This window comes from Pacificoceanicola niger, assembly GCF_048553275.1.
Classification (GTDB): domain Bacteria; phylum Pseudomonadota; class Alphaproteobacteria; order Rhodobacterales; family Rhodobacteraceae; genus Pacificoceanicola.
In genome coordinates, this window is the sequence record NZ_JBLZMW010000019.1 from 53,463 (window position 1) to 80,370 (window position 26,908).

Here is a 26,908-nt window from a genome sequence, read left to right on the forward strand (position 1 = left end):
AATGACTTCCAAGACAGAAACAGACCCGCGCGCGCTCGACCAATCGCCTCAGGATTTTGCGTCCCAGTGGCGCCTGATCTGGATCGCCTTCCGCAGACATCGTCTGGCCATGACCGGTGCGATCATCGTGCTGTCGCTGTACGTGGTTGCCGCGTTCTCCGAGTTCCTCGCGCCCTTCGATCCGAATGCGACGTCGTCGACAGATGTCTATCACCCGCCGCAGATGATCCGGTTCATCGACCATGCCCCGGATGGGGGCTGGTCGATCCGGCCCCATGTCCGCGCGATGACGATGGAGCGTGACAAGTTCACGCTGAAGACCACCTTCACGTCGAACCCCGACCAGAAGATCTATCTTCGGTTCTTCGGCAAGGGCGATCCCTACAGGCTTTGGGGCCTGATCCCGATGGAGCGTCACCTGCTGACGACCGCCAACCCCGACGAACGGTTCTACCTGTTCGGCGCCGACCGCCTCGGGCGCGACATGTTCAGCCGCACGATCTATGGTACCCGGATTTCCATGTCGATCGGCCTTGTCGGTGTGACTCTGAGCCTTGCGCTTGGCCTCATCCTAGGCGGCATATCCGGGTTCTACGGTGGCCGGGTCGACATGTTCATCCAGCGGATCGTCGAATTGGTGATCTCGCTGCCGACGATCCCGATCTGGTTGGGGCTGAGCGCCGCATTGCCGCAGGACTGGTCCCCGCTGACGCGCTACTTCGCGATCACGGTGATCCTGTCGCTGGTGGCCTGGACGGAACTCGCCCGCGTGGTGCGGGGGCGTTTCCTTGCGCTGCGAACCGAGGACTTCGTCACCGCCGCGCGACTGGATGGCTGTTCGCGCAAGCGCGTGATCTTTCGCCACATGATGCCGTCGATGGTCAGCCACATCATCGCATCGGTCACGCTGGCGATCCCGGTGATGATCATCGCCGAGACGTCGCTGTCCTTCCTTGGCCTTGGTCTGACGCCACCGATTATCTCCTGGGGGGTGTTGCTGAAGGAAGCGCAGAACGTGCGATCTATCGCTCAGGCGCCGTGGCTTTTCATTCCGGGTGGGGCCGTGTTCCTGGCCGTGCTTGCCCTGAACTTTCTTGGTGACGGCCTGCGTGATGCCGCCGATCCCTATGCACAGGATTCACACTGATGACCGTATCCCCCAAGACCACTGATACCACGGTTCTGGAACTCAGGAACCTGACGACCGAATTCGTGACCCAGCGCGGCAGCTTTCGCGCGGTGGATGACGTGTCGCTGGAGCTGCACGCCGGCAAGACCCTGTGTGTGGTCGGCGAAAGCGGGTCTGGCAAGAGTGTGATGTCGCGCTCGATCCTGCAGATCGTCGACCCGCCGGGCCGCGTGACCGGGGGGCAGGCGCTGCTGCACCGTCACCGTACCGCACGCGGCGGCGGTTTCGACGAAACGGTCGATCTGCTGCAACTGCACCCAAAGTCAAAGGCCATCCGCAACCTGCGCGGCCGCGACATCGCGATGATCTTTCAGGAACCGATGAGCTCGCTGTCGCCGGTGCATCGGATCGGCGATCAGGTCGGCGAGGCGATCCGCCTGCACGAGGCCGTATCCAAGAAAGAGGCCCGCGACCGCACGCTGGAATTGCTGCGCAAGGTGGAAATCCCCAACCCCGGCAAGGCCATCGACCAGTTCCCGTTCGAATTCTCGGGCGGGATGCGGCAGCGGGCGATGATCGCCATGGCGCTGGCCTGCAACCCGACTGTGCTGATCGCGGACGAGCCGACCACGGCGCTGGATGTGACCATTCAGGCCGAAATCCTCGACCTGATCCGCTCGATCCAGGACGAAAGCGACATGGCCGTGTTGTTCATCACCCATGACATGGGCGTGGTCGCCGAGATCGCGGATGAAATCGCCGTCATGCGGTTTGGCAAGGTCGTCGAGACCGGCGATGTCTACGAGATCTTCGAAAACCCGCAGCATTCCTACACTCAGCGTCTGTTGAATTCGGTCCGCGAGCTGGACCACCCGTCAGAACGGCGCCTTGCAATGCGCGACACCCGGCCTGTCGGCGAACCGATCCTTGTCTCGAAGGGCGTCACCAAGGTTTTTGGTGCCAAGAAGAGTTGGTTCGGCGAGGCCAAGGGCTTCAAGGCGGTCAACGCGGCAAATCTGGAACTGCGCAAGGGCGAAAATCTGGGCATCGTGGGAGAAAGCGGTTCGGGCAAGACGACCTTCGGGCGCTGCCTGCAACGGGTGCACGAGGTGACCGAGGGGCGCATCCTCTATACCGACGGGGGCGGGCAGGAACGTGACCTTGCCGGTCTGACCGAGGACCAGCTTGAAAAGCCATGGCGCGACATCCGCACGGTGTTCCAGGATCCGTTTTCGTCGCTCAACCCGCGCATGACGATCGGGCAGATCATCGGCGAACCGCTTGTGGTCGAAGGACTGCTGACCCCGGAACAGATCCGCCACCGGGTGCACGAACTGCTGGAACTGGTCGGTCTGCCCACCTCTGCCTACATGCGCTACCCGCATGCCTTTTCGGGCGGCCAGCGCCAGCGCGTGTCCATCGCCCGGGCCATCGCCCCGAACCCGCGGGTCATCATCGCGGACGAGGCAACCTCGGCGCTGGATGTCAGCCTGCGGACGCAGGTGCTCGACCTGTTGCTCGACCTTCAGGAGCGGCTTGATCTGAGCTTTATCCTGATCAGCCACGACATCGCCGTGATACGCTATTTCTGCGACCGTATCGCCGTTATGTATCGCGGGCAGATCGTCGAGACCGGTGACACCGAAACCGTCTGTCAAGACCCGCAGCACGCCTACACGCAATCGCTGCTGTCTGCCGTACCTGTCGCCGATCCGCGCGTGCGCGGCCAGAAACAGCGCGTGCGCTATCAACCAGCCTGAGGACGTCCCGTGAAGATTACAGATATCAAGACATTCCTGATGCAGGTCGGATCGCGGCCGGGCATGCCGGCCGGAGAGGGCTCGTTTCGCGGATCGCGCAACTGGCTTTTCGTGAAGGTCGAAACCGACGAAGGCGTGTACGGCATCGGCGAATGCTCCGGCTGGCCGCGCGTGATCGAGCGGGCGGTGCAGGACCTGACCAACGTCCTGTTGGGCGAGGACCCGCGCGACATCGACCGGCTGTGGCAAAGGCTCTACGTCGCCACGATGGGCCATGGCATGACCGGCACGGTCGGCGGCGGGGCCTTGACCGGGCTGGAGATGGCGCTGTGGGACATCAAGGGCAAGGTGCTGGGCCAGCCGGTCTGGAACCTGCTGGGCGGCAAATTTCGCGATACGATCCCGGTCTATGGCCATGCCAAGACGCCGGAGCGCGCGCGCGAACTGATGGATCGCGGCTACAGCGCGGTGAAGGTCGGTTTTACCGGCGCGGTGGACATCGATCTCGTGGCCTCGATCCGCGACACGGTGGGCGCGGATGTCGACGTCATGGTCGACGCGCATGGGCCGTCCTGGATGACCGCTGCCGACGCCATCGCCGTGGGGCGCGAGATGGAGCAGCTTGACTTGTTGTTCTACGAGGACCCGGTGGCGCCCGAGAACCTCGACGCGCTGCAACGGGTGCGTGACGCGGTGGACATTCCCCTTGCTGCGGGTGAACGCGTCAGCACGATCTGGGGCATCCGCCCCTATATCGAGCGCGACCTCGTCGACGTGATCCAGCCCGACACCGGCCGGGCAGGGGGGATCACCCAGATGCGCAAGATGGCCGCGATGGCGGAATCCCACTTCATCACCCTTGCACCGCATTCCGGTTCGCTTGGCCCGGTGGCGGAATTCGCGGCGCTGCACGTCATGGCAACCGTGCCCAACATTCTGATGCTCGAACGGGTCGAGTTCGATTGGGAGGGGCGCTATGAGGTCGTCACGCCGGTGCTGAAGGCCGAAAACGGCGCGCTGCCCTTGCCGACTGCACCCGGGTTGGGGGTGGAGCTGGTCGAAGAGGAAATCGAGAAGTATCCCAGCAGCCGCAACGTCGCCGAGATGCCTGGCAACGAGGGTGCATACGAGCCCGGCACTTTCGGCGAATGCGTCTATTTCCAGCCGCGCCTGCGCCGCCGGTCGCGCCTGCGGCTCAAGCGGACGGACGAGGCGTGAGATCCGATGGACCAGCCGACGTTGCCCATGAAAGAGCTTGTCCTGATCGCCCTCGCGGGCGAGGCGGCACTGGCGCTCTGTTCCTTCGATCCAGAGATCGGGTCGCTTGAGGTCATCGACAAGCTGTCCCTGCCGGGCGCCGAGGGCGCTTGTCGTGGTGTGCCCATGGCCGCGAACGCGGCAGGTGATCGCATCTACCTTGCATGGCGCGGCGATGACTTCCGCCTGTTCAGTCTTGCGCTGGACCGCCCCACGCGGCGCTTAACCTGTCTCGGTAGCGCCAGCTTGCCCGCCAGCATGTGCTATCTGGCCATGTCGCCCTGCGGGCGGCGTGTGCTGTCCTCATCCAATACCGGCAGTGTCGTCGCAGTCAACCCGGTTGACGACGCCGGATATGCGGGTGATCCTGTCCTGACGTTTGATGCGTTCAAGGCGCATTGCGTCCGGCCCGCCCCGAACGGGTTGGTCTATGCCACCAGCCTGCGCGGGGATTTCGTACAGGGATACCGCTTTGACGCGTCTTCTGGTGGGCTTACGCCACTGTCCCGGCTGAACCTGTCCGAAGGATCCGGGCCCCGGCATATCTGTTTCACCTCGGATGGTCGGCACGCCTACCTTCTGTCGGAGTTCAAGGGGCTGCTGATGTTGCTGGACGTCGACGGCGCGACCGGCGCGCTGTCCGTGCGCCAGACCGTCGCGATGTTGCCCGAGGTCGACACGGCCTGGGCCGCGGAGCTACGGCTCTCGATGCATGAGTCCCGTCTTTATGCCTCGGAACGCCTCACATCGCAGATATTCAGCTATCGCCTCGACGAAATGGGTCGGATGCAGGCCATCGAAGCTGTGCCGGGGCCTGATTGCCCGACGGCCTTTGGCCTGAACCGCTCCGGCAGCCACCTGATCGCATTGGGTGAAAAGAATGGCGAGGCATGGACCTATCGGCTCGACAGCGACGGTCGGCCCAAGTTGACCTCACGGTTCGAGATTGGCGCGGTGCCCAGTTGGGTGCTGACGGTCTGACTGGCCAAATACATCAAGGATCTGAACATGAAAGAGAACACCAAGGCCAAGTTTCAGCATGTGTCCGTCGCGACCATCGCCACTGCGCTGTACAAGCGGGGCCTGCGTCATCAGGTGATACAGGGCGTGCATCCGGTTGGCTGGAAGGGCGCGAACATGGTCGGCCCGGCCTTTACCCTTCGCTACATGCCCGCCCGCGAGGATCGCAACGGGATCGAGGTCTTTCGCAACCCGGACCACAAGCAGCGCGTCGCCATCGAAACTTGCCCCGAAGGCCATGTGCTGGTCATGGACAGCCGAAAGCAGGCCGATGCGGCCTCGGCCGGAGATATTCTAATCACCCGGCTGATGAAGCGCGGCGCAGCTGGTGTGGTCACTGATGGAGGGTTCCGCGACGCGATGAACATCGCCGAGCTGGATATCCCGGCCTATCACACGCGCCCGTCCAGCCCGACGAACCTGACCAACAACGAGGCCATCGCCATCAACGAACCGATCGGTTGCGGCGATGCCCCGGTCTTTCCCGGTGACGTGATCGTGGGCGATGCCGACTGCGTGATCGTGGTGCCCGCCGAAATCGCCGACGCGGTCGCGGATGAATGCATCGAAATGACCGCTTACGAGGACTTCGCGCTGGAACAGGTGGAGAAGGGCAACACCATCATCGGCCTGTATCCCTGCACCAAGGACGAACACCGCACGGCCTTCGAGGCGTGGCTTGCCGCGCGGGACGGCGATCATTTCTATCGTCGGGTCAAGCAAGATGCGTAGCGACGTGACCGGGCAAACTGGTGGCACCTTGCTCCTCCATTTTCGCGGGGCATTTCTGGTCACCGCTGTCGGTTTGGTGCTTGGCGGGGTGGTCGGCTGGAACGCGACCGGAACCGTGCAGGGTACACTGTCGATCTTCTTCATCTGTGCGGTTCTCGCCATGCTGGAAATCAGCCTGTCCTTCGACAACGCTATCGTGAACGCCAACAAGCTCAAGTCGATGTCGCCCGTCTGGCAGCGTCGCTTTCTGACCTGGGGCATCCTCATCGCGGTCTTCGGCATGCGCATCGTCTTTCCGCTGGCGATCGTGGCCATTGCTGCCAATGTCGGCCCTTGGCAGGCGCTGGTCTTGGCGGTGGCGGCACCCGACGACTATGCGCGGATCATGAATGAAGCGCACTTGTCCATCGCGGCCTTTGGCGGGGCATTTCTGCTGATGGTGGGCTTGAGTTTTTTCTTCGATGCCGGGAAGGATGACCACTGGGTCCGCTGGATCGAAACGCGCATGGCCCGCGCCGCGGGGATACGGGGTTTCGAGATCATGCTGGTCCTTGCCCTGATCCTTGCCTTCGCCGGGCTGCAAGGGACGGCGGCCGACAGCCACGCGTTTTTCGGGGCTGCGGTATGGGGCCTGCTGACCTTCCTTATGGTCGAGGCCCTGGGCGCGTTTCTGGACAGCACGAAGGGGATGCTTGAAGGTGCGGCGAAAGGCGGGCTGGGGGCGTTCCTCTACCTCGAAGTTCTGGATGCGTCATTTTCCTTTGACGGTGTGATCGGGGCATTTGCGCTGTCGCAGAACCTTCTCGTGATTGCCATTGGACTGGGTATCGGGGCGATGTATGTGCGGTCGATGACCATCATGCTGGTCGAAGCGGGCACACTGAAACAGTACTGCTATCTCGAACATGGGGCCTTCTATGCGGTCATTATCCTGTCGGTGCTGATGTTCGCGCAGTCCATATTGCACGTGCCGGAGCTGATCACCGGGCTGGGCGGGTGCGCCATGATCGGTCTTGCGCTCTGGTCATCGGTGCGGCGCAATCGGGCGCTCAACTGCTGACGGCGGCCCAGCCATTTGTGTATGAACATAGTTTGATCGTATATTAAATTCCTGAAGACCAACGCGGCGAGGCAAGGAAGAGTGATGGACAAAATCGTCAAGAGCCCAAGCGGCAAAACAACGACTCCATCGAAGACCAGGAAAGTCCGCGAGCCAGGCTACAGCCGCATTGCACAACTGATCCGCGAAGAGATTTTCGACGGGCGTCTTGGCGCCGGGGCGCGTCTCAAGGTCTCTGAAATTGCAAAGCGTTTTGGCACCAGCACGAACCCCGCGCGCGAGGCGCTTCAGGTGCTGGAGGGCGAGGGGCTGGTCACCATCGAGCCCAATCGCGGTGCCAGCGTGCGAGAAATCAGCGAGGACATGCTGCAGAACGTTTTCGATCTGAAAATCGTTCTGTGGGAATATGTTGCGAAGGGGTTCGTCGAAACCGCAACCGCCGACGAAATCGCGCAACTCCGGCGCCATCAGGAAGATTGCGAACACGCGGTCGAGGCCGGCGACGAGGTGGCGTTTCGTCAGGCCAATCTCGCGTTTCACGGCTGTATCGTGGAGAACCACCACAATTCCGAAGCAGTTTCGATCATCCGCAAACACGACGGTTGGCTGCAGGCCCTGTCCAAATCGGACCCGCCGACGCTTGCCCAGATGCGGAGGTCCAGTGCCGAGCATTGGGGCATCGTCGAAGCCGTGGAAAAAGGCGAGGCCGAAGAAGCCGGACGCATGATCAAAGAGCATCTCGTCAACACGCAGACGGCCTTTCTGGATCGACTGCGCCGCAAACGTCTCAAGGCCAACAACTGACCGGTCGGCCCGGTTCGTCATCCACACCCAGCGTACTGCGATGGTGATCCGTGATCTGCAAATCCTTTGCGGTTGGTCGACCGCCTTTTTCAATGCACTTCCATCGCGTTCAGCCATCCATCTGGCTTCGGACACGATTTTCGGTTGTGGATTGTACATTATAATATAAAGATAATGTGTAAATATGGCTGTGGCAAAAAGAACGGAAACTTGCAAATGAAAGATACGGCAACCTTCCTTTCCAGCAACTTGCCCTTCGACCCGGACCAATGGGTCCGGCTTGAAGCCGCGCTTCCGCCGGGGCGGATCCTGCGCGTCGATCCCGGCGACGATGCGGCCGTTGCCGCCGCGCTGGCCGAGGCCGAAATTGCCATCCTGCAAAGCGATCTCGATCCGCGTTTCATCGAGGCGCCGCGGCTGAAATGGGTACATTGCGACCATGCAGGTCTCACCAAGTCGGCCCGCCCAGAGGTGTTTGAAAAGGGCCTGATCGTAACCGGGTCGGCTGGACGGTCGGGGCCTGCGCTGGCCGAACATGTCATGATGTTCTCGCTCATGCTTTGCGCGAGATATCCGGAATTCTACGAGGCGCAAAAGCGGCACCAATGGCGCGGTTTGAACGACATGGACAATATCTTTGCGCTCAAGGGGCGCACCATGGGCATCATCGGCATGGGTAACACCGGCAAGGCACTGGCCGTTCGCGCCAAGGCGTTTGGCATGACAGTTCTGGGCTATCGCCGCCGCGACGAGCCGCCCCCCGAGGGCGTCGACCGGATGTATTGCAGCGACCGGGGCGAGGGGATCGACGCAATTCTCGAACAATCCGACATCGTCGCGCTGGTCATCAACCTGTCTGATGCGACGCGCCACATGATCGCGGCAGACCAGTTCGCTCGGATGAAAAAGTCTGCCTACCTCGTGAATTTGGCGCGCGGCGCGGTCGTCGACCAAGAGGCGCTGATCGATGCCCTGACAACCGGACAGATCGCCGGGGCCGGGATCGACGTGATGATCCCGGAACCCCTGCCGCCCGAGCACCCGCTTTGGGACACGCCGAACTTGCTCATCACGCCGCATTTCTCGGCCAAGCTGCCGGATCGGTCCGAACGGTCGTTGCAAGTGATCCTCGAAAATGTCCGGCGGTACCGCGCCGGTGAGGAAATGCTCAACCAGATCAGCAAAGAGGATCTGTGGTCCGAGGCGTGACCGGGCCTCCCCAGATCACCAACGTTCAAACAAGAAGGATATCACCATGAAAATCGGTTTCATCGGTCTCGGCGTCATGGGGCGACCCATGGCAGGACACCTGATCGCGGCTGGCCACGACCTTGTTCTGCACCGTGTCAAGGACGTGTCCCGGCACCTTGTCGACCAAGGCGCGCAGGCGGCAGATACCGCCAAGGACGTCGCGCAAAGCGCCGACATCATCATCCTGATGGTCCCGGATACGCCCGACGTCGAGGCCGTGCTGTTCGGTGAAGACGGCGTTGCCGCCGGGCTGAGCGAGGGCAAGACCGTCATCGACATGAGCTCGATCTCGCCCGTGGCCACGCGCGAGTTTGCGGACCGCATCGCCGGGCTGGGCTGTGCCTATCTGGACGCGCCGGTTTCGGGCGGCGAGGCGGGCGCCAAGGCGGCGTCGCTGTCGATCATGGTTGGCGGCGCGCCGGCGGATTTCGACCGCGTGTTGCCGATCTTCGAAGTCATGGGCAAGAACATCACGCTGGTGGGGGAGGTCGGTGCCGGTCAGACGGCCAAGATCGCCAACCAGATCATCGTCGCCCTGACCATCGGCGCGGTCTCCGAAGGGTTGGTCTTTGCGTCCAAGGCTGGGGCCGATCCGGCCAAGGTGCGCGACGCGATCATGGGCGGACTTGCTTCGTCGCGGATCCTGGAACTACACGGCAAGCGGATGATCGACCGCACGTTCGAGCCGGGCTTCCGCATCTCGCTGCATCAAAAGGACCTGAACAACGCGCTGGATTCGGCACGCAGCCTGAAGATGGCTCTGCCCGCAACCGCTCAGGCACAGGAATTGTTCAATGCCTGCGCAAGTATGGGCCATGGCGAGCTGGACCATTCCGCCCTTGTCCGGGCCATCGAGGCGATTTCTGGCCACGAAATCGGGGTTTGAGGACCGCGCAGGGGAATAGATGACCGCCTTACCCAAAACCTCCGCGGGACTGGTTCTGCGGAGGTTAATGGATGCAGCCCGCTCTGCGGATGTGCTTGCGGACCCTCTGCCGGAAAACCCGAAGCGGCGGTGCATCATCGTCGGGGCAGGAACGGCCCCGGCAATCATGGCACAGACCTTCGAGGCGGCATGGCCCATGTCGATCTGTCGGGCATCATTGTCACGCGGTTTGGTCATGCGGTGCCGGCCGGTAATCCCCGCGTTATTACGGGGGCTTGGTCGTAGAATTTACGCGGCCATCTTCAGTTTCTGGGCGGGTGTCATCCCGCCGTTGCCCATGTTGGGGCGTTCGTGGTTGTAGGACCAGAGCCACTCAGTGGCAATCTGCTGGACCTCCTCGATGCTGTCGAAAATGTACAGGTCCAGCCATTCGTGCCAGACCGTCCGGTTGTAGCGCTCGAGATAGGCGTCTTGCTGGGGCTTGCCGGGCTGAATGTAGATCTGGGAGATGCCCAGCTTTTCGGCCCAGATCGTCAGCGTTGAACTGACATACTCGGGGCCATTGTCGGCTCTGATCACCAATGGCTTTCCCCGCCACTCGATAATCCGGTTCAATGCCCTGACGACCCGTTCTGCAGGCAGTGAGAAATCGATCTCGATGCCCAAGCCCTCGCGGTTGAAGTCGTTCAGGACGTTCAGCAGCCGAAACTGACGACCATCGCCGAGGCGATCCGCCATGAAATCCATGGACCAGACCTTATTCGGGGCCTCTGGCACGGCCAGCTCGTCGGGCTTCTCCCGCTTCAGGCGCTTGCGCGGCTTGATCCGCAGGTTCAGCTCCTGCTCGCGATAAATCCGCTAGACGCGCTTGTGGTTCCAGCCATGGCCCTGGACGTTGCGCAGGTACGGAAAGCACAGGCCGAACTCCCAGGTCTTCTTTGCCGTTGTCCGCCCCAGAAGCAGATCAGCGATCTGCTCATTCTCGTCGTCCAGCTTGGGACTGTACCTGTAGCAGGTCTCACTGACGTCGAACGCCCGGCACGCCAGCGAAATGCTGACGCCGTTCATCGCCACCGCTTTCACCGCCAACTCCCGGCGTTGAGTTGGCCGTGTCATTTTTTTCCCAAAGCCTCCTTGAGCAGGTCGTTCTGCATGCTGACGTCAGCATACATGCGCTTCAGGCGCCGGTTCTCCTCCGCCATCGCGCTCGCCATTGTCCTCGGACCAATGGCGGACAAGGCTCGCTCTCGCTGATGAAGCTGGCATTCATGCCGCCATACTTCGCTCGCCATTTGTATAGCGTCGCGCTGCCCCCTCTCGCACATTGCTGCGCAATATGCTGCCGGTCAGTGCATGCCATGTTCGCGGCACAACTCCGCAGCAGGCACATCGCCCTCCATCTGGCGCAGCACACCCATGATCTGGGCTTCCGTAAAACGTGCCTTCTTCATCGGAATCTCCTCGTTCATCCTGCGAGAATATTCTACGTCCGCATCCCCTTAGTTTTGGGGAGGATTACCGACGCAGCGAATGGCAGTACACCGCCTACTGGACAGCCAGCACTATTGTTCCTTTGCGTGGCGTGTTGGCCGAAAGGTGCGAAATGTGCACATGACTGCCTATCCACGTCTGAAATAGAAGAACAAACCGTTAGACCTCTTCCGCAAAGAGAATCCCAGCCTGACTGGCGCACCCAAGCCGATGCTGATGAGCCGTCGCGCTGGGCGGGTCAGGACAAAGGCTGTGCCGGTCGAAGGGGAGAGGCCCTCACGGCTCTCTAGGGCGAAGGGAGAGGCCCCGCGTCAGCGGGGCAGGGGCCTCATGCTCCCTCGCCCGTGACCTTAGCGATCCACTTCCACCCCGCATATTTGTCGCCGATCTGACGGACGTGGGTGTAGCGCTCCAAGCTCTTCCATGATTTGTGCCCGGTCACAGCGGCGAGCTGAGGCACGGTGCGCCCCATCTCCGCCAGTCTGGAAGCCCCTTCGTGGCGGAGGTCGTGAAAGCGCAGGTCGTCGATCTCCAGAAACTTGCAGGCATCGGTGAAGCGTCTGCTGACCGCGTCCGTGCTGAAAGGGAAGATGTGCTCATCCACCTTCGGCATGGCCGCGATGATGACGCAGCAGGGGTCAGGCAGTTCCACCATCGTGTCCACGCCCTTCTTTTTGCCGGGGTTCTTCATTCCGCGAACCATGATGCGCTGGGCGTCCGGGTCGTAGTCGGCCCATGTGATCCGGCATATCTCCGCCTGACGGCGGTTACTGAACAACGCGAAGGCGGTCACGATGTGCATGGGCAGCGTGCGCTTGTCCGCCAGTGTGGCGCGCTGGAAGTGGTCCATGAGCCGGTCCAGCTCGTCCCGCGTATGACGCCGGGACCGCTCGTCGGATTTGCTGACGATACCCATCTTCGAGCAGACCGTATGTGCATCCTTGATGGCCTGCTGGTCCAGCGGGAATCCCCACAACGGGCGTGCCACCGCGAAGACGCTGGAGAGGTGCGACAGGTAGTTCCCTGCCGTTGAGGGGGAGTTCAGTCCGGGGCGGTCGTAGAGCGACTGGACGAAGCTCACGATGTGCTTGGACTCGTTTTCGTCGCAGCGCAACTCCGCGATGTCATACTCGGTCTTGATCGTCCGCAGGACTTGGGTCTTCGTGTCGCCGATCTCCTGCATGGACTCTTTCTCGTATCGGTCGATGGCATCCCCCAGCGTGACGCGCTTCTCCTTCCGCGTCCTGACCGCCCGCCCCGCCTTGATGTCCTCGTCGATCTCTCGCTCGCGGTTCTTGGCCCACGTCTCTGCCGTCTTCTTCTTGTCGAACTGCCGGGATTCGAAAACCCCCGCCTTGCGCCGGGTGATCTGAACAAGGTATGCCTTCGACCCATCCCCGAGGGTACGTTCTCTGATGCTCGCCATCTCGTATGACTAAACGGGGGTAAGTGGGCCAAAATGGGCAGAAATGGTAAGACTCGGTGACGCAGGAAAATCAAACAAAAACAGATGTTTTAAGGGCTTCTCGCCTATCTGTCGCCCCGATGATGGACTGGACCGATCGGCATTGCCGGTATTTTCATCGGCTGATGTCGGGCGCCACGTTGCTTTATACGGAGATGGTCACCGCGCCGGCGTTGGTGCGTGGGGGGGCGCTGCATTTGCTTGAGTTCAACGCCGAGGAGCATCCCGTCGCGTTGCAGCTTGGCGGGTCGGACCCGGTGGAGCTGGCACAGGCGGCGCGGCTGGGCGTGGATGCCGGATATGACGAGATCAACCTCAATTGTGGGTGCCCAAGCGACCGGGTGCAATCCGGCACCTTTGGTGCGATCCTGATGAAGACGCCGACGCTGGTTGCCGACTGTGCCCGGGCGATGATGGATGCGGTGGGGTGCGAGATCACTGTGAAGTGCCGGATCGGGGTGGATGATCAGGACCCGGAGGCCGTCTTGCCCGCGTTTCTTGAGGCGGTTCGGGAGGCCGGGGTGCGCCGGGTTCAGATCCACGCGCGCAAGGCGTGGCTGCAGGGGTTATCGCCCAAGGAAAACCGCGATATTCCGCCGCTGGATTATGATCTTGTGCTGCGGATGCGCTCGCGTTTTCCCGACCTCCATCTGAGCGTGAATGGCGGGATCGAAAGCCTTGAACAGGCGGAAGATTTTCTGAATGCCGGTCTGGATGGGGTGATGATCGGCCGGGCCGCCTACCACCGGCCGTGGGATATTCTGGGTGAGGCCGACAGCCGCATCCATGGTGCCGCGCCATCGGGCCAGTCAGCCGAAGACATTGCGCGCGCCATGCTGCCGTATATCGAAGCGCACTTGACCTCTGGGGGCAAACTGCATCAGGTGACGCGCCATATGCTGGGTCTCTTCGCGGGGCGCCCTGGTGCGCGCGTCTGGCGGCGGGTCCTGTCCGAAGGAGCGAGCCGTGCGGGGGCCGGACCGGCGCTTGTCGAAGAGGCTTTGGCGCAAGTAGACCAAGGACAGGCTGCATGACCTACGATCTTTCCACCCTCGTTCCCCTCATCCTTCTGATGATGGCCTCTTCTGCCTTTGCCGGCGTTCTTGCCGGTCTTTTTGGCGTGGGCGGCGGGATTGTCCTGGTGCCGGTTTTTTACTTCGTGTTCTCGGGGCTGGGCTATGGCGGGCCGATGCTGATGCAGGTGTGCCTTGCCACGTCGCTTGCCTCGATCATCGTGACTTCGATCCGGTCGGTGCATTCGCACAACAAGAAGGGCGCGGTGGATTGGGATGTGCTCAAGACCTGGGCCCCCGGGATCGTCATCGGCGCGGTCATCGGCATGTTGATCGCGGCGGGGCTGCGCTCTGCCGTGCTTGCGGTGATCTTCGGCGTGCTCGCCGGGCTGGTGGGCCTTTACATGGCCTTTGGCAAGCAGCACTGGCGGCTGGGGCAGGCGATGCCAACCGGCCTGTCGCGGGCGGTTCTGTCGCCGCTTGTCGGGTTCCTGTCGGTGCTGATGGGGATCGGCGGGGGCAGCTTTGGCGTGCCGCTGATGACCCTGTATAACATGCCGATGCACCGGGCCGTGGCCACCGCCGCGGGCTTTGGCCTGCTGATCGCGGTGCCGTCGGTCATCGGGTTCCTGATGCTTTCGGTTGACGCCGCGCCGCCCTATACCATCGGCGCGGTGAACCTGCCGGCATTTCTGATCGCGGTGTCCATGACGCTGATCACCACGCCGTGGGGCGCAAAGCTTGCCCACGCGCTTCCGGCGCTGACCCTGCGCCGGACCTTCGCCGTGTTCATCCTGATCGTGGCCGTGAACATGCTGCGCAAGGCGCTCTGGGGGTGATGGCAACAATCCCGCCTTTTGCGCCCGACTGTTTCGGCACTGCTTAAAAGCTTAAAAGGTTCTTGGCAAAAATCCGGCATTAAGGAATTGTTCACCAACTGTGTTTGGAGAACGCGTGATGCTGTTGTTTCTGAGTCTCTTGCCCCTGCTGGTCCTGGGCTCTTTGGTCGATTTCGGCTCCGGGTCTGACGACGATGACGATTTGCCCCACGGATCACCGGCGATGACCTCGGGCACACCCGGGGATGATGTCGAAGACCTTGGCGCATCGAACGCGCTGTTCGACGCGATGGCGGGCAACGATCTGATCTATGCGGGCGCGGGAAACGACACGGTGGATGGCGGCGCGGGCGACGACACCCTGCATGGAGAAGCGGGCAGAGACAGCCTGTCCGGGGGCATTGGCGACGACAAGCTGCTTGGTGGCGACGGAAACGACTGGTTGGACGGCGAGGACGGCAACGACAAGCTGCTGGGCGGCAATGGCGACGACACGCTCCTTGGCCGGGCTGGAAACGACCGGCTTGTTGGCGGGGGTGGTCAGAACGTCTTTGATGGCGAAGCGGGCGATGACACGCTGGTTGGCGGCGATGACGGTGACCAGATGTTTGGCGGCGACGGCAACGACAGCATCCGTACCGGTGACGGTGATGATTCCGTCTTTGGCGGCGGCGGCGATGATACCATCCGGCTTGAGCAGGGCGCGGATGCTGCCTTTGGTCAGGATGGGAACGACTTTATCGTGGTCAACACCTATGGCTCCGGCGATACCGATGGCGATACGATCAATGGTGGCGCGGGCAATGACACGCTCTGGGCCGGACGCAACGACGACATCGTCGAAGGCGGCAGCGGCGATGACAGCATTCTCGGCGGGGACGGGACGGACAGGCTATTCGGGGACGACGGCGACGATCTTCTCTTTGGCGGTGCGGGGAATGATGCGATCTTCGGCGGCGCGGGGGCCGATACCATCGACGCCGGGGCAGGGGACAATGAAGTCAGCGGCGGTGCGGGGGCGGACATTTTCGTGGTCGAGATCGCCGAGCGCGGCGATCTGGCGTCGCGTCCGCCGGGGTCTGAGGCTCCGTTCGGCGCAACCATTGTCGATTTCCAAACCACCGGCCCAGAGCAGGATGTCCTGCAGATCGAGCTGGGTTCGAGCGACTCGCCCATGGATGTCTCCGTTGTACCGCTGGCGGGCACCGCGGACATGGTGGTCCTTATCGATATAAACGGCGAAGCGTTGGAGATCGCGCGGATCACGGACGGTGTCGCGAATGGCTTCTCCGCCGACAATATCGTGTTTATCGAAGCGCCTTCGGCGTAAGCCTAGCCCTCGACGCGCCGTTTCAGACGGGCCGCGCGTCCCCCCCGGCGCTGAGACAGCAGGGTTGCCCGTTCTGGCAGCTCTGCCATCACGGCGCGGCGCGTCTCCGGGGTCATGCGCGACCAGGCGGTGATTTCGTCGATGGAGCGGTAGCAGCCCGTGCAGAGCCGCGCCTCCGGATGGATGACGCAGACCTTTGTGCAGGGGCTGTCGATCTCGTTGCGTTTCCAGATTTCGTCAGTCATGTCGGGTCTTTATCCAAGGTGGCGCAGGCGGTCCAGCGCGCCCTGCAGAATGTATCCGGCCGCCACGTGGTCAATGACCTCGGAGCGACGTTTTCGTGACGTATCCGCCTCCAGAAGCGCGCGCTCGGCGGCCACGGTGCTGAGGCGCTCATCCCAGAAGGTGATCTGCCCGTTCCACAGCCGTTCGAAATTGCGCGCGAAGGCGCGGGTCGATTGGCAGCGCGGGCCTTCGCTGCCGTCCATGTTGCGTGGCAGTCCAAGCACGATGCCGCTGATCCGGCGGTTGTGCAGAATGGCCAGCAGCGCCTCTGCGTCCTGCGTGAATTTCTTGCGGCGGATGGTTTGGAGCGGCGTCGCGATGCTGCGCAGCCCGTCCGAAACCGCCACGCCAATCGTCTTGGTGCCCAGGTCGAGCCCCGCAAGCGCCGTCATCGGCGGCAGGGCCGTTCTGAACGCGGCGATGTCGTCGTGAATCATGCGTGCTCCGCTCCGCCCATTCAGTCCAGCAGTCCGGCGCGTTCGGCCGCGGCGCGGATCGTTTGCAGGGCCTCCGGCTGCTCGGCAAAGCGCTCCTGTGCCTCGGTCCAGATCGCCGTCGCCTGCTCGGCATCGCCCAGTACCATGAGCGAGGAGATCAGCCGCGCCCATTCCGGCGGGGTGCCCCCCTCCGTTGCAAGCCGGTCGGAGAGCTGCGCGACCATGCCACGGATCATGTCCATGCGCTCGTCTGGTGTCATGTCGGATGCGGCATTGATGTCGCCTTCGCTCGGGCCACGCAGGGGCGCAGCGACCTCGGGCAGCTCGTAGCCGGACACCCCGGCGCGGAACGCCAGTTCCTCGATCTGGCCACGGATCGGGGGCAGCCAGGGCGCATCCGCCTCGCTTTCGCGCAGCAATTGATCCCACATGCGGAAGGCGACATCAGGCCGTCCGGTCTGGGCCATCATCAGGCCGCCGTAATAGCGCGCGACGCCATTGCGCGGATCGCGGGCGAGGGCGGCTTCCAAGGCCTTTTGGGCCTCCGGCGAGACATAGCCGCCCGCCGCGATCACCATCATGTCGGCGAGATCGGCATAATCCTTGGCGGTGGCCGCCTCGCCCTTGAGTTCGATGATGCGGGCGAGCGCCTTGTGCGCCTGCGCGTAATTGCCAAGCGCGGCCTCGGAACGCGCCAGCAGGGTCAACCCGCGCATGTCATCGGGCCGTTCGGCCACGGCGGTGCGCAGCCGCGCCACGAGGTCGCTGTAATCGTCCGGCGCGTCCAGCGCCGGGGCCGGTGGCAGGCTCGCTTCGGCGGTGGCCTGATCCGGGCGGTTGTCCCGGGCGTCCTTGGCGGCTTCGATGCGGCCTGCCAGCGGCAAATCCGGATAGCCGGGCGCGCCGATGAGCCAATAGGTGCCGAAGCCGCCGCCCAGCACGACAAGGGCGATCAGTGCGGCCAGAATCGTGTTGCCCCGGGCCGATGCAACGGCGCTCTGCTCGCCGGTTTTCGCCTTGGCGTCGGTGGCCAGAATCCGGCGGGAGACCTCGGTGCGCAGGCGGTCTGCCTCTTCGGCAGGGATGACCCCGCGCTCGGCGTCGCGTTCAATCTCGCTGAGCTGGTCGCGGTAGACTTGCAGGTCGAAGGCCGAGGCCGGGGTCGCGGTCGTGCGGCCAGCCATCAACCCCCGCGCAATCAGCGCGGCAACTGCAAGGCACAGGCCGAAGGCGACGATCCAGAAAACCATGGTCTCTCTACTCCCATTCTATACCCAGCATCTATGGCAGGAAGGCGCTGGAAAAAAGAGCAAATGGCGTCTGGTGGGCGTCCATGTCGCAACTGCCCCGAATTGTGACGGTTGCGAGCGCCGCCCGGTGCGCTATCACCATTACTCAGAACCCCAGACAGGCCACACTCCGGATTCGACGTCATGCCCCTCAATACCTCTCCGAAGAAACGCTACTCGGTTTTTGCCGTCGCCCGCGAAGCGATGCGCCATCACACCGGCTGGGACAGGGCGTGGCGCAAGGCGACGCCGAAGAAACGCTATGACGTGGTGATCGTCGGTGCCGGTGGGCATGGTCTTGCCACGGCTTACTACCTCGGGCGCAATTTCGGCATCACCAATGTGGCGGTGATCGAAAAGGGCTGGCTTGGCGGTGGCAACACGGGCCGCAACACGACCATCATCCGCTCCAACTATCTGCAGGACCCCTCGGCGGCGATTTATGAGAAATCGCGCTCGCTCTATGAGACGATGTCGCAGGATCTGAACTACAATGTGATGTTCAGCCCGCGCGGCGTCATCATGCTCGCGCAGACCGAACACGAAGTGCGCGGCTATCAGCGCACCGCCCATGCCAATGCCCTGCAGGGGGTCACAACCGAGTTCATCTCGCCCGCCCGCGTCAAGGAGATCGTACCGATCATCAACCTTGATGGTCCGCGCTATCCCGTGCTCGGCGGTCTGTGGCAGGCGCGCGGCGGAACCGCGCGGCATGATGCCGTGGCCTGGGGCTATGCCCGGGCCTGCAGCGATATGGGCATGGACATCATCCAGAAATGCGAAGTCACCGGCATCCGCCAGCACGGCGGCGAGGTGCGCGGCGTCAACACCACCCAGGGCGAGATCGACTGCGACAAGCTCGGCATCGTCGTGGCGGGGCATTCCGGCGTGCTGGCGGAGATGGCGGGCTTCCGCCTGCCGGTCGAGAGCGTGGCGTTGCAGGCGCTGGTCTCCGAGCCGATCAAGCCGGTCATGGACTGCGTCGTGATGGCCAACACCGTGCACGGCTACATGAGCCAGTCCGACAAGGGCGAAATGGTCATCGGCGGCGGCGCGGACGGTTTCAACAACTACACCCAGCGCGGCAGTTTTCACCACATCGAAGAAACCGTGCGCGCGCTGATCGAAACCTTTCCGATGGTGTCCCGCCTCAAGATGCTGCGGCAATGGGGCGGCATCGTGGACATGACCGGCGACCGCTCGCCGATCCTGTCGAAGACCCCGGTCGAAAACATCTTCATCAACTGCGGCTGGGGGACAGGCGGGTTCAAGGCGATCCCCGGCTCCGGCTGGGGCTTTGCCGAGCTGATGGCACGCGGGCAATCGCCGCTGACCGACGAATTCAGCATGTTCCGCTTCCGCGAAGGCAAGTTCATTGATGAAAGCGTCGCGGCGGGGGTGGCGCATTGATGGGCTTCGCTCAAATCTTCCGCCCGGCGGCAACGCCGGGCAGCGCCGGGCCTGCCCCCCGGGGCGGGCGCCTCACGCCCACCCACGGACCGGGCGCCGCCCTTGAACACCTGACCAGCCAGAGGGTCCAATCATGCTAACTCTCCAATGCCCCTGCTGCGGCGTGCAGGCCGATGAAACCGAACTCAGCCCCGGCGGCGAGGCGCACCTCAAACGCTTCGGACCCGGCTCCGATGAGGCCGATTTCGAAGGCTATCTCTTCATGCGCGAGAACCAGCGCGGCGTGCATTTTGAGCGCTGGCGGCATGCCTATGGCTGCGGTAAGTGGTTCCTCGCCGCGCGCGACACCGCCACGCTTGAAGTCTTTGGCACATATCCGGCGCAAACCACAGAGCCGCCGCAACACATCAGGGACGCCGTCTCTGCCCGCCATCCCGGCTGGTCCTGGCGCGGCTTTTCCTGATGATCCCTCTGGCCCGAAATACCGCGATGACCCGGGGCGGCGCCCCGCGATCCGACCTTAGCGAAGGCTCCATATCATGAGCACACGTCTTGCCAAATCCGGCCGTCTGATTGACCGCTCCAAGCAGGTCCAGTTTACCTTCAACGGCAAACGCCTGACGGGGCATGCCGGGGATACGCTGGCCTCCGCGCTTCTGGCCAATGACCAGATGCTGATGGGCCGCAGCTTCAAGTACCACCGTCCGCGCGGTGTGGTTGCCTCCGGCGCGGAAGAGCCGAACGCGCTGGTGAATCTCGGAGAGGGCAACACCCACGAGCCCAACGCCCGCGCCACCACGACCGAGTTGTTCGATGGTCTCAAGGCGAGCTCGCAGAACCACTGGCCCAGCCTTGAGTTCGACGTCGGCGCGATCAACCAGAGCGTCGCACGGTTCCTGCCTGCGGGCTTTTATTACAAGATGTTCATCCACCCTCGCAGCTTCTGGAAGCACATCTATGAGCCGTTCATCCGCAAGTCCGCCGGTCTTGGCATGGCGCCGGATGCGGAGACGCGCGATCCTGACACCTATGAGCATTTCTATGCGCATGTAGATGTGCTGGTGGTCGGCGGCGGCGTTGCCGGTCTGCAGGCGGCGAAGGCGGCCGGGGAGAGTGGCGTCAAGGTTCTGTTGATCGAGCAAACCGCCCATTGGGGCGGGCGCACGCCGGTTGATGGCGGTGAGATCGACGGCAAAGCGGCCGAGGACTGGATCGCGGAGACCGTCGCCGCGCTGGACGCGATGCCCAACGTCACGCTGCGGGCGCGCTGCATGGGGGCCGGGGTCTATGATCATGGCTATGTTCTGGCCTATGAGCGGCTGACCGACCACGATCCGAAGGCAGGCGGCCCGCGCCACCGTCTTTGGCGGGTCCGGGCCGGGCAGGTGGTCACGGCGACCGGCGCGATCGAGCGTCCGCTTTCCTTTGCCGGCAACGACATTCCGGGTGTCATGCTGGCCTCTGCGGTGCGCGATTATGCCGTCGATTACGGTGTTTCCATTGGCGATCGCACGGTGATTGTCACCAACAACGATGACGCCTACCGCACGGCGCTGGTACTCAAGGCCGCCGGTCTGAGTGTTCCGGCAATCGTTGATGTGCGCGTGCACGTCATCGCGCCGCCGCTGGTTGAACAGGCCAAGGCAGCGGGCATTCGCGTGCTCGAAGGGCAGGGCATTGCCAAGGTGCAAGGCGGCAAGCGCGTCACCGGCGTTGTCGTTTGTTCGCAGGCGGGTGAAGGCGCGATGGTCGAGGAAATCGCCTGCGACTGTGTCGCCATGTCCGGCGGCTGGTCCCCGGTGGTGCACCTGTGGTCGCATTGCGGCGGCAAGCTGGTCTGGGACGACGAGCATGCCTTCTTCCGCCCCGACGCGGATCGCGCGCCCACCGGCGCCGATGGCAAACCCTTTGTCACCACCGCAGGCACCGCAACTGGCCATCTTGGCCTGAACGATGCCCTGACAGATGCCCATGAGGCGGGCCAGCGCGCCGCCGGGCGTTCTGGCGGCACCGGCTCTGCCGGAGTGGCCGCGACCGCGAAGGTCGTCGAAGAGGCACCGATGACGCCAGTCTGGCTCATGCCACAGGGCGCGGGTTATGAGTTCAGATCGAAAGCCTGGCTGGATTACCAGAACGACGTCAAGGTTTCAGACGTTCAGCTCGCCGCCCGCGAGGGGTACGAGAGCGTCGAACACACCAAGCGCTACACCACGCTCGGCATGGCGACGGATCAGGGGAAGCTTAGCAATATCAACGGTCTTGCGACGCTTTCTCATGCTTTGGGTGAAGAGATTCCGCATGTCGGAACCACCACCTTCCGTCCGCCCTACACACCCATTTCCATGGGAGCGATCGCAGGTGAGGCACGGGGGGAGATATTCCAGCCGCTACGCAAGACGCCGATGCACGCCTGGCACGAGAAAAACGGGGCTGAATTCGAGCCGGTCGGCCACTGGCGCCGGCCCTACTGCTTCCCAAAGGCGGGCGAGAGCAAGCACGACGCGGTGATGCGCGAAGTGAAGAGCACCCGCGAAAGCCTTGGTCTGCTGGACGCCTCCACGCTTGGCAAGATCATCGTCAAAGGGCCGGACGCGGGCCGTTTCCTCGACATGATGTACACCAACATGATGAGCACGCTGAAGCCGGGCAAATGCCGCTACGGGCTGATGTGTTCGGAGAACGGCTTCCTGATGGATGACGGCGTGGTGGCGCGGATCGACGAAGACACGTTCCTGTGCCACACCACCACCGGCGGCGCGGATCACATCCACGCCCATATGGAAGACTGGCTGCAGTGCGAGTGGTGGGACTGGAAGGTCTATACCGCCAATGTCACCGAGCAATACGCCCAGATCGCCGTGGTCGGCCCCAACGCCCGCAAGCTGCTCGAAGCGCTTGGCGGTATGGATGTCTCCAAGGAGGCGCTGGCCTTCATGGAGTGGAAAGACGGCGAACTGGCGGGCATTCCCTGCCGCGCTTATCGCATCTCTTTCTCCGGCGAGCTGAGCTATGAGATTGCCGTGCCTGCCAGCCATGGTCAGGCCTTCTGGGATCTGTGCATGCAGATCGGGGCGCAGTGGAACATCACGCCCTACGGCACCGAATGTCTGCACATCATGCGGGCCGAGAAGGGCTTTATCATGATCGGGGACGAAACCGACGGCACGGTGATTCCGCAGGATCTTGGCCTGCACTGGGCGATCTCGAAGAAGAAAGAGGATTTCCTGGGCAAGCGGGCGCAGCAGCGCAGCCATATGACCGATCCCACACGCTGGCAGCTTGTCGGGCTGGAGACGGTGGATGGCTCGGTGCTGCCCGATGGCGCTTATGCGATCATGGATGGCCGCAACGCCAACCGCCAGCGCAACACGCAAGGCCGCGTGACCTCGACCTACCATTCGCCGACGCTCGGCAAGGGGATTGCCATGGGTCTGGTCCTGAACGGGCCGGAGCGGATGGGGGAAATCATCCATTTCATGAAGGACGATGGCGAAACGCTCGTGGCCGCCAAGATCGTCAATCCGGTCTTCTTTGACCCGGAAGGGGAGAAACAGAATGTCTGAACCCGTCAGCCCCCTGATGCACGCCAGCTATGATGGCCTCGTGAAGATCGAAGAAATCGGCCCGATGGGCATGATCACGCTGCGCGGCGATCTTTCGGCGTCGGACATTCGCCGGGCCGCGACCGATGTCACATCCGTGGACATCCCGTCGCAGCGCCGTGCCAGCATCGACGCAGAGCGCGGCATTCTGTGGATGGCGCCCGATGAGCTGCTGGTTCTGTGCGCCTATGCAGAGGCGCCAGAAGCTGTCGAGCGTATGACCGCGGCGCTCACGGGCACGCACGCGCTTGTCGCCAACGTCTCGGATGCGCGCGCCGTATTCCGCATCACCGGGCCGCAGGTGCGCGAGGTGCTGGCCAAGCTTTCGCCTGCGGACCTCTCGCCCGAGGGGCTGCCGGTCGGCCAGGTCAAGCGCACACGGCTCGCCCAGGTCGCGGCGGCGTTCTGGCTGAATACCGAGGAAGAGGCGCAACTGATCTGCTTCCGTTCGGTGGCGGATTACGTGATGGGTCTGCTCAAGACGTCAGCGCATCCCGCAAGCGCGGTCGATTTCTTCTGATACCGTAATCGTGCGAAAAAATAGGCGCGGGTGCGATACAGCGCCCGCGCCGTTTTTTTTGACGCCAATCATCGGCTGCATGGATTGTATTCCGTTGCGATAAATCGTTAACCTGCCTCGGCAAGTGAATCCGAAGGTAAGGGACAATATGCGTTTTCTTTTCAATGTGGTTGCCGCAGCGGCCTGTATTTTCAGCATAGGCGGCGCTGCAAACGCCGGGAGGCTCGGCTATGAATGCCAGGTCAAGGAATCCGGTGGGATTGGGTATGTCCCGGAAGTGATCTTTATCGGCGTCGAAGAAGGTTCCAAGGAAATTGTCGTCTCGGACCCTGTCATTTTGTATTACAACGATGGTCAGCCGCTGCGTGGCCGGATCAAGACCGACAACGCCAAGCGCACGACCTTTGCCTGGGATCTCAAGTTCAAGAACCGGGCGAACCAGACTGGCACGATCCAGTATCGCGCGACCTATATCAAGGCCAGCGGTGACCTGAACGTCTCGGCGCTGCCGCTCGGCTATGCCGATACATTCCGTGGCAAGGGCAAGTGCGAAATCAAGCCTATCAAATAAGGGTTTGAGGGATATTTCGCAGGCAAGGGCGCAGAGGGCCGTGCATTTTTGCACCATTCCCTGCGCCGCTAGCCCTTGACGCCCCCCCGGTCCCGCGACAGGTATAGTGGCAAGAAAACGCAGCTAACATGGAGGGCTACATAATGGCTTTCGAACTTCCCGATCTTCCCTATGCTCACGACGCTTTGGCCAGCAAGGGCATGAGCCAGGAAACGCTGGAGTACCACCACGACATCCACCACAAGGCCTATGTCGACAATGGCAGCAAGCTGATTGCCGGCACCGAGTGGGAAGGCAAGTCCGTTGAAGAGATCATCAAGGGCAGCTACGACGCGAACGCGGTTGCTCAGAACGGCATCTTCAACAACGCCTCGCAGCACTGGAACCACACCCAGTTCTGGGAAATGATGGGTCCCGACGTCAGCGCCATGCCGTCCGAGCTGGAAGCGGCCATCAAGGAAAGCTTTGGCACCGTCGACAAGTTCAAGGAAGATTTCTCCGCCGCAGGCGCCGGTCAATTCGGCTCCGGCTGGGCGTGGCTGGTCAAGGATACCGATGGCGGCCTGAAGGTCACCAAGACCGAAAACGGCGTCAACCCGCTGTGCTTCGGCCAGACCGCTCTGCTGGGTTGCGATGTGTGGGAGCACTCCTACTACATCGACTTCCGCAACAAGCGTCCCGCCTACCTGTCGAACTTCCTCGACAACCTGGTGAACTGGGAAAACGTGGCCTCGCGCCTCTGATCTCCCTCACACCGGACTATCGAAAGGCCCGCCAATTTGGCGGGCCTTTTTGTTTGCGCCTTGTTACGGGGCCTGACCCCGATCCGGTCTCACTGCGCCTGCGCGCCGCGTCCGCGTCGCCGGATCCCGGCAAGGCCGCCAATCGCCCCGATCATCAACCAGAGCGAGGCCGGCAGCGGAACGGGAGAGAGCAGGCTGTCGACCGCGTTGGCATTGGCATTGGCTTCGACTGTGTTGAACGACAGATCAATGCGGCCGCCGTCGACAAACGGAACGCCTATGCCGCCGCTGGAAATGGCGTATGCAGACAACTCGACCGTAAAGCGATAGGTCGTCCCGGCAAGCAGGTTGACGAAGCCGGTATCGTCACCGGCGGCGGCGATCTCGCCGGTGCCGTTGGTGGAATAGCCGTGCAGATTGATATAGCCGGACCCGTTGAAACGGGAAATGGAGTAGTCAACGTAATCGACGATGCTGACCCCGGTGGCCTCATTGCCACCCGCCCAGTTCACATCATAATACAAGATGGTCGCGACATCGGGAACGAATTCAAGCGTGAAATCCATCTGGCTGCGGATAAAGGGGGGGGCAGGTCGCTGCCGTGGGATTTGCAACGCATACGACTTCCGTCGTTACGTCAGAGCTGAAGGCGAAACCGGTGCTGGTCATCTGTCCAAAGGTATGGCCGGTGGCGGTGCCGGTTCCGACTCGCCCGGCCGATATTTCGCCGCCATAACTGTCAGAGACCGTATCAAAGACATAGCCAGCGCCGTTCGGGCCAAAGGCGGAGGTGCGATCCGCAACGGTGGTTGCGATATAGCCGGTGCCGATATTGCCGCCTGAATGATAATGCTCACCCGTGAAACTGGTATAGGTCAGCGACGCGGCAACAAGCGTACACGGGATCATGGATGCGCCAAGCGCGATCACTGACAGTTGAAATGCTCGCATATGAACTCCTGAAGAAAATTGGGTTTGATAATATACCCACAATACACGTTTTGCGGAAAAACGAAGTGTTGTTTCGATCCGGGGCAAAGCGCAGGGGGCAAGAATGCAAGATGCAGGCCGGAACACAATTGCTTTGAAACCGTTGGTTTTTCAGACAGACGAAAGGAGCCTGCCATGACTGAGCGAAATCGTTCCAAAGATAGCCGCCGCGAAACTGAAGAGGTTCTTGGGGTGACTCCTGAGAACCTGAACAAAGCGCCCTCCGGCGCTGGCCGGTCCGGTGGCGAGATTGCCCGCAAGACCGGCACCCGCGACGAGGAAAAGCGCTATGACGAAACCTCTGCGGGCGCGACACGTCCGCTTGCGCAGGATCAGGACAAAAGCGGTGACAAGGAGGGCGTGTGATGGCCATCCTGACCAAGGGCACATGGGTTCTGGTTGCCGACGGCGAAAAGGCCCTGTTCCTGCGCAATGACGTCGATGCACAGGACCCGGATCTGAACGTTGTGCGGATCGAGGAGCAGGACAACCCGTCCGATTACGATCAATCCGCCAATCGTCCGGGCCGGATGCACGACGGCGGGCCGGGGCAGAAGTCAGCGGTGGATGACACCGACTGGCACGAGCTGGCGAAAGAACGGTTCGCCGACGATCTGGCGGACATTCTCTACAAGCAGGCGCACAAGGGGGCCTTTGAGCGGCTTGTCCTCGTCGCGCCGCCCGCAACCTTGGGCGAGTTACGCGACAAGATGCACAAGGAGGTTTCGGACAAGGTGGTGGCTGAGGTCGACAAGACCCTGACGAACCACCCCATCGACAAGATCGAAGCCCTGCTCAAAAAGGAGCTGGCGTGATTCCGGTGGCCAGGCGGGGCCTCCGACCGAGGGGGCCTCGTCGGAGCGTTTGACCGCGCTGACCATTGCGGCCCGCGACACGCTCGACCATGTCGCCGGGCGTGAGGCATCCCGCTGATCTTCGGGGCATCGCCCTGCCGCCGCCTTGATGACGGTATTTCGCGCAGGCGGCAATGCCTCCCGCCCGCCCGTCAATGCGCGCGCCTGCT

General features: G+C 62.5%; 26 protein-coding genes and 1 pseudogene. 20 read left to right on the forward strand and 7 right to left on the reverse strand.

The window, feature by feature from the left end:
• The first annotated feature begins 1 nt into the window (after position 1).
• From ACN2XU_RS20260 to ACN2XU_RS20300, 9 genes are all read left to right on the forward strand, one after another.
• Complete coding sequence (locus ACN2XU_RS20260; RefSeq protein WP_419412166.1) at positions 2-1,147, forward strand: ABC transporter permease; 1,146 nt, start codon at positions 2-4, stop codon at positions 1,145-1,147.
• Positions 1,147-2,889: a dipeptide ABC transporter ATP-binding protein gene (locus ACN2XU_RS20265; RefSeq protein WP_419412167.1), complete on the forward strand. Its 1,743-nt coding sequence runs from the start codon at positions 1,147-1,149 to the stop codon at positions 2,887-2,889. The genes ACN2XU_RS20260 and ACN2XU_RS20265 overlap by 1 nt, the downstream gene beginning before the upstream one ends.
• Before the next feature lie 9 nt (positions 2,890-2,898).
• On the forward strand, positions 2,899-4,107 hold the full coding sequence (locus ACN2XU_RS20270; protein ID WP_419412168.1) for a mandelate racemase/muconate lactonizing enzyme family protein: 1,209 nt from the start codon (positions 2,899-2,901) through the stop codon (positions 4,105-4,107).
• Between the two features lie 6 nt (positions 4,108-4,113).
• Positions 4,114-5,127, forward strand: a complete 1,014-nt coding sequence (locus ACN2XU_RS20275) for a lactonase family protein (RefSeq protein ID WP_419412169.1) — start codon at positions 4,114-4,116, stop codon at positions 5,125-5,127.
• A gap of 27 nt (positions 5,128-5,154) precedes the next feature.
• The gene (locus ACN2XU_RS20280) at positions 5,155-5,898 is read left to right on the forward strand and encodes a ribonuclease activity regulator RraA (RefSeq protein WP_419412170.1); all 744 of its coding nucleotides are present in this window, start codon (positions 5,155-5,157) and stop codon (positions 5,896-5,898) included.
• A complete protein-coding gene (locus ACN2XU_RS20285; RefSeq protein ID WP_419412171.1) occupies positions 5,891-6,958 on the forward strand; it encodes a DUF475 domain-containing protein in 1,068 nt (355 codons plus the stop codon). The genes ACN2XU_RS20280 and ACN2XU_RS20285 overlap by 8 nt, the downstream gene beginning before the upstream one ends.
• Before the next feature lie 84 nt (positions 6,959-7,042).
• The gene (locus ACN2XU_RS20290) at positions 7,043-7,762 is read left to right on the forward strand and encodes a GntR family transcriptional regulator (RefSeq protein ID WP_419412172.1); all 720 of its coding nucleotides are present in this window, start codon (positions 7,043-7,045) and stop codon (positions 7,760-7,762) included.
• Positions 7,763-7,978: 216 nt separating this feature from the next.
• Complete coding sequence (locus tag ACN2XU_RS20295) at positions 7,979-8,971, forward strand: D-2-hydroxyacid dehydrogenase (protein ID WP_419412173.1); 993 nt, start codon at positions 7,979-7,981, stop codon at positions 8,969-8,971.
• 46 nt (positions 8,972-9,017) lie between these two features.
• Entirely contained in the window at positions 9,018-9,899 is an 882-nt protein-coding gene (locus ACN2XU_RS20300) for a 2-hydroxy-3-oxopropionate reductase (RefSeq protein WP_419412174.1), read from the forward strand.
• A 288-nt stretch (positions 9,900-10,187) separates the two neighbouring features.
• Here ACN2XU_RS20300 and ACN2XU_RS20305 read toward each other — a convergent pair.
• Together ACN2XU_RS20305 and ACN2XU_RS20310 are read right to left on the reverse strand one after the other, a co-directional pair.
• Positions 10,188-11,350, reverse strand: a pseudogene (locus ACN2XU_RS20305) (IS3 family transposase).
• Positions 11,351-11,718: 368 nt separating this feature from the next.
• Complete coding sequence (locus ACN2XU_RS20310) at positions 11,719-12,816, reverse strand: tyrosine-type recombinase/integrase (protein WP_419412175.1); 1,098 nt, start codon at positions 12,814-12,816, stop codon at positions 11,719-11,721.
• A gap of 56 nt (positions 12,817-12,872) precedes the next feature.
• Between ACN2XU_RS20310 and dusA the strand changes: the two genes are divergently transcribed.
• The 3 genes from dusA (at position 12,873) to ACN2XU_RS20325 (ending at position 16,037) form a co-directional block, all read left to right on the forward strand.
• The gene (dusA, locus tag ACN2XU_RS20315; protein ID WP_419412176.1) at positions 12,873-13,889 is read left to right on the forward strand and encodes a tRNA dihydrouridine(20/20a) synthase DusA; all 1,017 of its coding nucleotides are present in this window, start codon (positions 12,873-12,875) and stop codon (positions 13,887-13,889) included.
• Complete coding sequence (locus ACN2XU_RS20320) at positions 13,886-14,707, forward strand: sulfite exporter TauE/SafE family protein (RefSeq protein WP_419412177.1); 822 nt, start codon at positions 13,886-13,888, stop codon at positions 14,705-14,707. Before dusA ends, ACN2XU_RS20320 begins: the two co-directional genes overlap by 4 nt.
• Before the next feature lie 118 nt (positions 14,708-14,825).
• Positions 14,826-16,037, forward strand: a complete 1,212-nt coding sequence (locus ACN2XU_RS20325) for a calcium-binding protein (protein ID WP_419412178.1) — start codon at positions 14,826-14,828, stop codon at positions 16,035-16,037.
• 2 nt (positions 16,038-16,039) lie between these two features.
• On the opposite strand, the gene ACN2XU_RS20330 is transcribed toward ACN2XU_RS20325, so the two are convergent.
• Genes ACN2XU_RS20330 through ccmI form a run of 3 tightly spaced genes read right to left on the reverse strand, consistent with a single transcriptional unit; the run spans position 16,040 to position 18,009 of the window.
• Positions 16,040-16,282, reverse strand: coding sequence for a DUF1289 domain-containing protein (locus ACN2XU_RS20330; RefSeq protein WP_419412179.1), 243 nt, complete (start codon positions 16,280-16,282; stop codon positions 16,040-16,042).
• Between the two features lie 9 nt (positions 16,283-16,291).
• On the reverse strand, positions 16,292-16,759 hold the full coding sequence (gene ruvX, locus ACN2XU_RS20335; protein WP_419412180.1) for a Holliday junction resolvase RuvX: 468 nt from the start codon (positions 16,757-16,759) through the stop codon (positions 16,292-16,294).
• A 20-nt stretch (positions 16,760-16,779) separates the two neighbouring features.
• A complete protein-coding gene (gene ccmI / locus ACN2XU_RS20340) occupies positions 16,780-18,009 on the reverse strand; it encodes a c-type cytochrome biogenesis protein CcmI (protein ID WP_419412181.1) in 1,230 nt (409 codons plus the stop codon).
• A gap of 183 nt (positions 18,010-18,192) precedes the next feature.
• Here ccmI and ACN2XU_RS20345 point away from each other — a divergent pair, with 183 nt between their 5' ends.
• The 6 genes from ACN2XU_RS20345 (at position 18,193) to ACN2XU_RS20370 (ending at position 24,894) form a co-directional block, all read left to right on the forward strand.
• Positions 18,193-19,458 (forward strand): sarcosine oxidase subunit beta family protein, encoded by a 1,266-nt coding sequence (locus tag ACN2XU_RS20345; protein ID WP_419412182.1) that lies wholly within the window; start codon positions 18,193-18,195, stop codon positions 19,456-19,458.
• Between the two features lie 133 nt (positions 19,459-19,591).
• Positions 19,592-19,921, forward strand: coding sequence for a sarcosine oxidase subunit delta (locus tag ACN2XU_RS20350; RefSeq protein ID WP_419412183.1), 330 nt, complete (start codon positions 19,592-19,594; stop codon positions 19,919-19,921).
• A gap of 76 nt (positions 19,922-19,997) precedes the next feature.
• Positions 19,998-23,021: a sarcosine oxidase subunit alpha family protein gene (locus tag ACN2XU_RS20355; RefSeq protein ID WP_419412184.1), complete on the forward strand. Its 3,024-nt coding sequence runs from the start codon at positions 19,998-20,000 to the stop codon at positions 23,019-23,021.
• A complete protein-coding gene (locus tag ACN2XU_RS20360; RefSeq protein WP_419412185.1) occupies positions 23,014-23,580 on the forward strand; it encodes a sarcosine oxidase subunit gamma in 567 nt (188 codons plus the stop codon). Before ACN2XU_RS20355 ends, ACN2XU_RS20360 begins: the two co-directional genes overlap by 8 nt.
• 148 nt (positions 23,581-23,728) lie before the next feature.
• The gene (locus ACN2XU_RS20365) at positions 23,729-24,151 is read left to right on the forward strand and encodes a hypothetical protein (RefSeq protein WP_419412186.1); all 423 of its coding nucleotides are present in this window, start codon (positions 23,729-23,731) and stop codon (positions 24,149-24,151) included.
• A 143-nt stretch (positions 24,152-24,294) separates the two neighbouring features.
• Positions 24,295-24,894 (forward strand): superoxide dismutase, encoded by a 600-nt coding sequence (locus ACN2XU_RS20370; RefSeq protein ID WP_419412187.1) that lies wholly within the window; start codon positions 24,295-24,297, stop codon positions 24,892-24,894.
• A gap of 89 nt (positions 24,895-24,983) precedes the next feature.
• Here the strand turns inward: ACN2XU_RS20370 and ACN2XU_RS20375 are convergent, their stop codons facing one another.
• Positions 24,984-25,460 (reverse strand): VPLPA-CTERM sorting domain-containing protein, encoded by a 477-nt coding sequence (locus ACN2XU_RS20375; protein ID WP_419412188.1) that lies wholly within the window; start codon positions 25,458-25,460, stop codon positions 24,984-24,986.
• Entirely contained in the window at positions 25,444-25,845 is a 402-nt protein-coding gene (locus ACN2XU_RS20380) for a hypothetical protein (RefSeq protein WP_419412189.1), read from the reverse strand. Before ACN2XU_RS20380 ends, ACN2XU_RS20375 begins: the two co-directional genes overlap by 17 nt.
• 174 nt (positions 25,846-26,019) lie before the next feature.
• Between ACN2XU_RS20380 and ACN2XU_RS20385 the strand changes: the two genes are divergently transcribed.
• Together ACN2XU_RS20385 and ACN2XU_RS20390 are read left to right on the forward strand one after the other, a co-directional pair.
• Entirely contained in the window at positions 26,020-26,250 is a 231-nt protein-coding gene (locus ACN2XU_RS20385) for a hypothetical protein (RefSeq protein WP_419412190.1), read from the forward strand.
• The gene (locus tag ACN2XU_RS20390) at positions 26,250-26,699 is read left to right on the forward strand and encodes a host attachment family protein (RefSeq protein ID WP_419412191.1); all 450 of its coding nucleotides are present in this window, start codon (positions 26,250-26,252) and stop codon (positions 26,697-26,699) included. Before ACN2XU_RS20385 ends, ACN2XU_RS20390 begins: the two co-directional genes overlap by 1 nt.
• Positions 26,700-26,908: the final 209 nt, after the last annotated feature.

Excerpts from the sequence above, each read along its gene's own strand:
- ACN2XU_RS20260 (WP_419412166.1), top strand. The coding sequence starts at position 2 with ATGACTTCCAAGACAGAAACAGACCCGCGCGCGCTCGACCAATCGCCT.
- ACN2XU_RS20265 (WP_419412167.1), top strand. The coding sequence starts at position 1,147 with ATGACCGTATCCCCCAAGACCACTGATACCACGGTTCTGGAACTCAGG.
- ACN2XU_RS20275 (WP_419412169.1), top strand. The coding sequence starts at position 4,114 with ATGGACCAGCCGACGTTGCCCATGAAAGAGCTTGTCCTGATCGCCCTC.
- ACN2XU_RS20280 (WP_419412170.1), top strand. The coding sequence starts at position 5,155 with ATGAAAGAGAACACCAAGGCCAAGTTTCAGCATGTGTCCGTCGCGACC.
- ACN2XU_RS20285 (WP_419412171.1), top strand. The coding sequence starts at position 5,891 with ATGCGTAGCGACGTGACCGGGCAAACTGGTGGCACCTTGCTCCTCCAT.
- ACN2XU_RS20290 (WP_419412172.1), top strand. The coding sequence starts at position 7,043 with ATGGACAAAATCGTCAAGAGCCCAAGCGGCAAAACAACGACTCCATCG.
- ACN2XU_RS20295 (WP_419412173.1), top strand. The coding sequence starts at position 7,979 with ATGAAAGATACGGCAACCTTCCTTTCCAGCAACTTGCCCTTCGACCCG.
- ACN2XU_RS20300 (WP_419412174.1), top strand. The coding sequence starts at position 9,018 with ATGAAAATCGGTTTCATCGGTCTCGGCGTCATGGGGCGACCCATGGCA.
- ACN2XU_RS20310 (WP_419412175.1), bottom strand. The coding sequence starts at position 12,816 with ATGGCGAGCATCAGAGAACGTACCCTCGGGGATGGGTCGAAGGCATAC.
- ACN2XU_RS20320 (WP_419412177.1), top strand. The coding sequence starts at position 13,886 with ATGACCTACGATCTTTCCACCCTCGTTCCCCTCATCCTTCTGATGATG.
- ACN2XU_RS20325 (WP_419412178.1), top strand. The coding sequence starts at position 14,826 with ATGCTGTTGTTTCTGAGTCTCTTGCCCCTGCTGGTCCTGGGCTCTTTG.
- ACN2XU_RS20330 (WP_419412179.1), bottom strand. The coding sequence starts at position 16,282 with ATGACTGACGAAATCTGGAAACGCAACGAGATCGACAGCCCCTGCACA.
- ruvX (WP_419412180.1), bottom strand. The coding sequence starts at position 16,759 with ATGATTCACGACGACATCGCCGCGTTCAGAACGGCCCTGCCGCCGATG.
- ccmI (WP_419412181.1), bottom strand. The coding sequence starts at position 18,009 with ATGGTTTTCTGGATCGTCGCCTTCGGCCTGTGCCTTGCAGTTGCCGCG.
- ACN2XU_RS20345 (WP_419412182.1), top strand. The coding sequence starts at position 18,193 with ATGCCCCTCAATACCTCTCCGAAGAAACGCTACTCGGTTTTTGCCGTC.
- ACN2XU_RS20350 (WP_419412183.1), top strand. The coding sequence starts at position 19,592 with ATGCTAACTCTCCAATGCCCCTGCTGCGGCGTGCAGGCCGATGAAACC.
- ACN2XU_RS20355 (WP_419412184.1), top strand. The coding sequence starts at position 19,998 with ATGAGCACACGTCTTGCCAAATCCGGCCGTCTGATTGACCGCTCCAAG.
- ACN2XU_RS20360 (WP_419412185.1), top strand. The coding sequence starts at position 23,014 with ATGTCTGAACCCGTCAGCCCCCTGATGCACGCCAGCTATGATGGCCTC.
- ACN2XU_RS20365 (WP_419412186.1), top strand. The coding sequence starts at position 23,729 with ATGCGTTTTCTTTTCAATGTGGTTGCCGCAGCGGCCTGTATTTTCAGC.
- ACN2XU_RS20370 (WP_419412187.1), top strand. The coding sequence starts at position 24,295 with ATGGCTTTCGAACTTCCCGATCTTCCCTATGCTCACGACGCTTTGGCC.
- ACN2XU_RS20375 (WP_419412188.1), bottom strand. The coding sequence starts at position 25,460 with ATGGATTTCACGCTTGAATTCGTTCCCGATGTCGCGACCATCTTGTAT.
- ACN2XU_RS20380 (WP_419412189.1), bottom strand. The coding sequence starts at position 25,845 with ATGCGAGCATTTCAACTGTCAGTGATCGCGCTTGGCGCATCCATGATC.
- ACN2XU_RS20385 (WP_419412190.1), top strand. The coding sequence starts at position 26,020 with ATGACTGAGCGAAATCGTTCCAAAGATAGCCGCCGCGAAACTGAAGAG.
- ACN2XU_RS20390 (WP_419412191.1), top strand. The coding sequence starts at position 26,250 with ATGGCCATCCTGACCAAGGGCACATGGGTTCTGGTTGCCGACGGCGAA.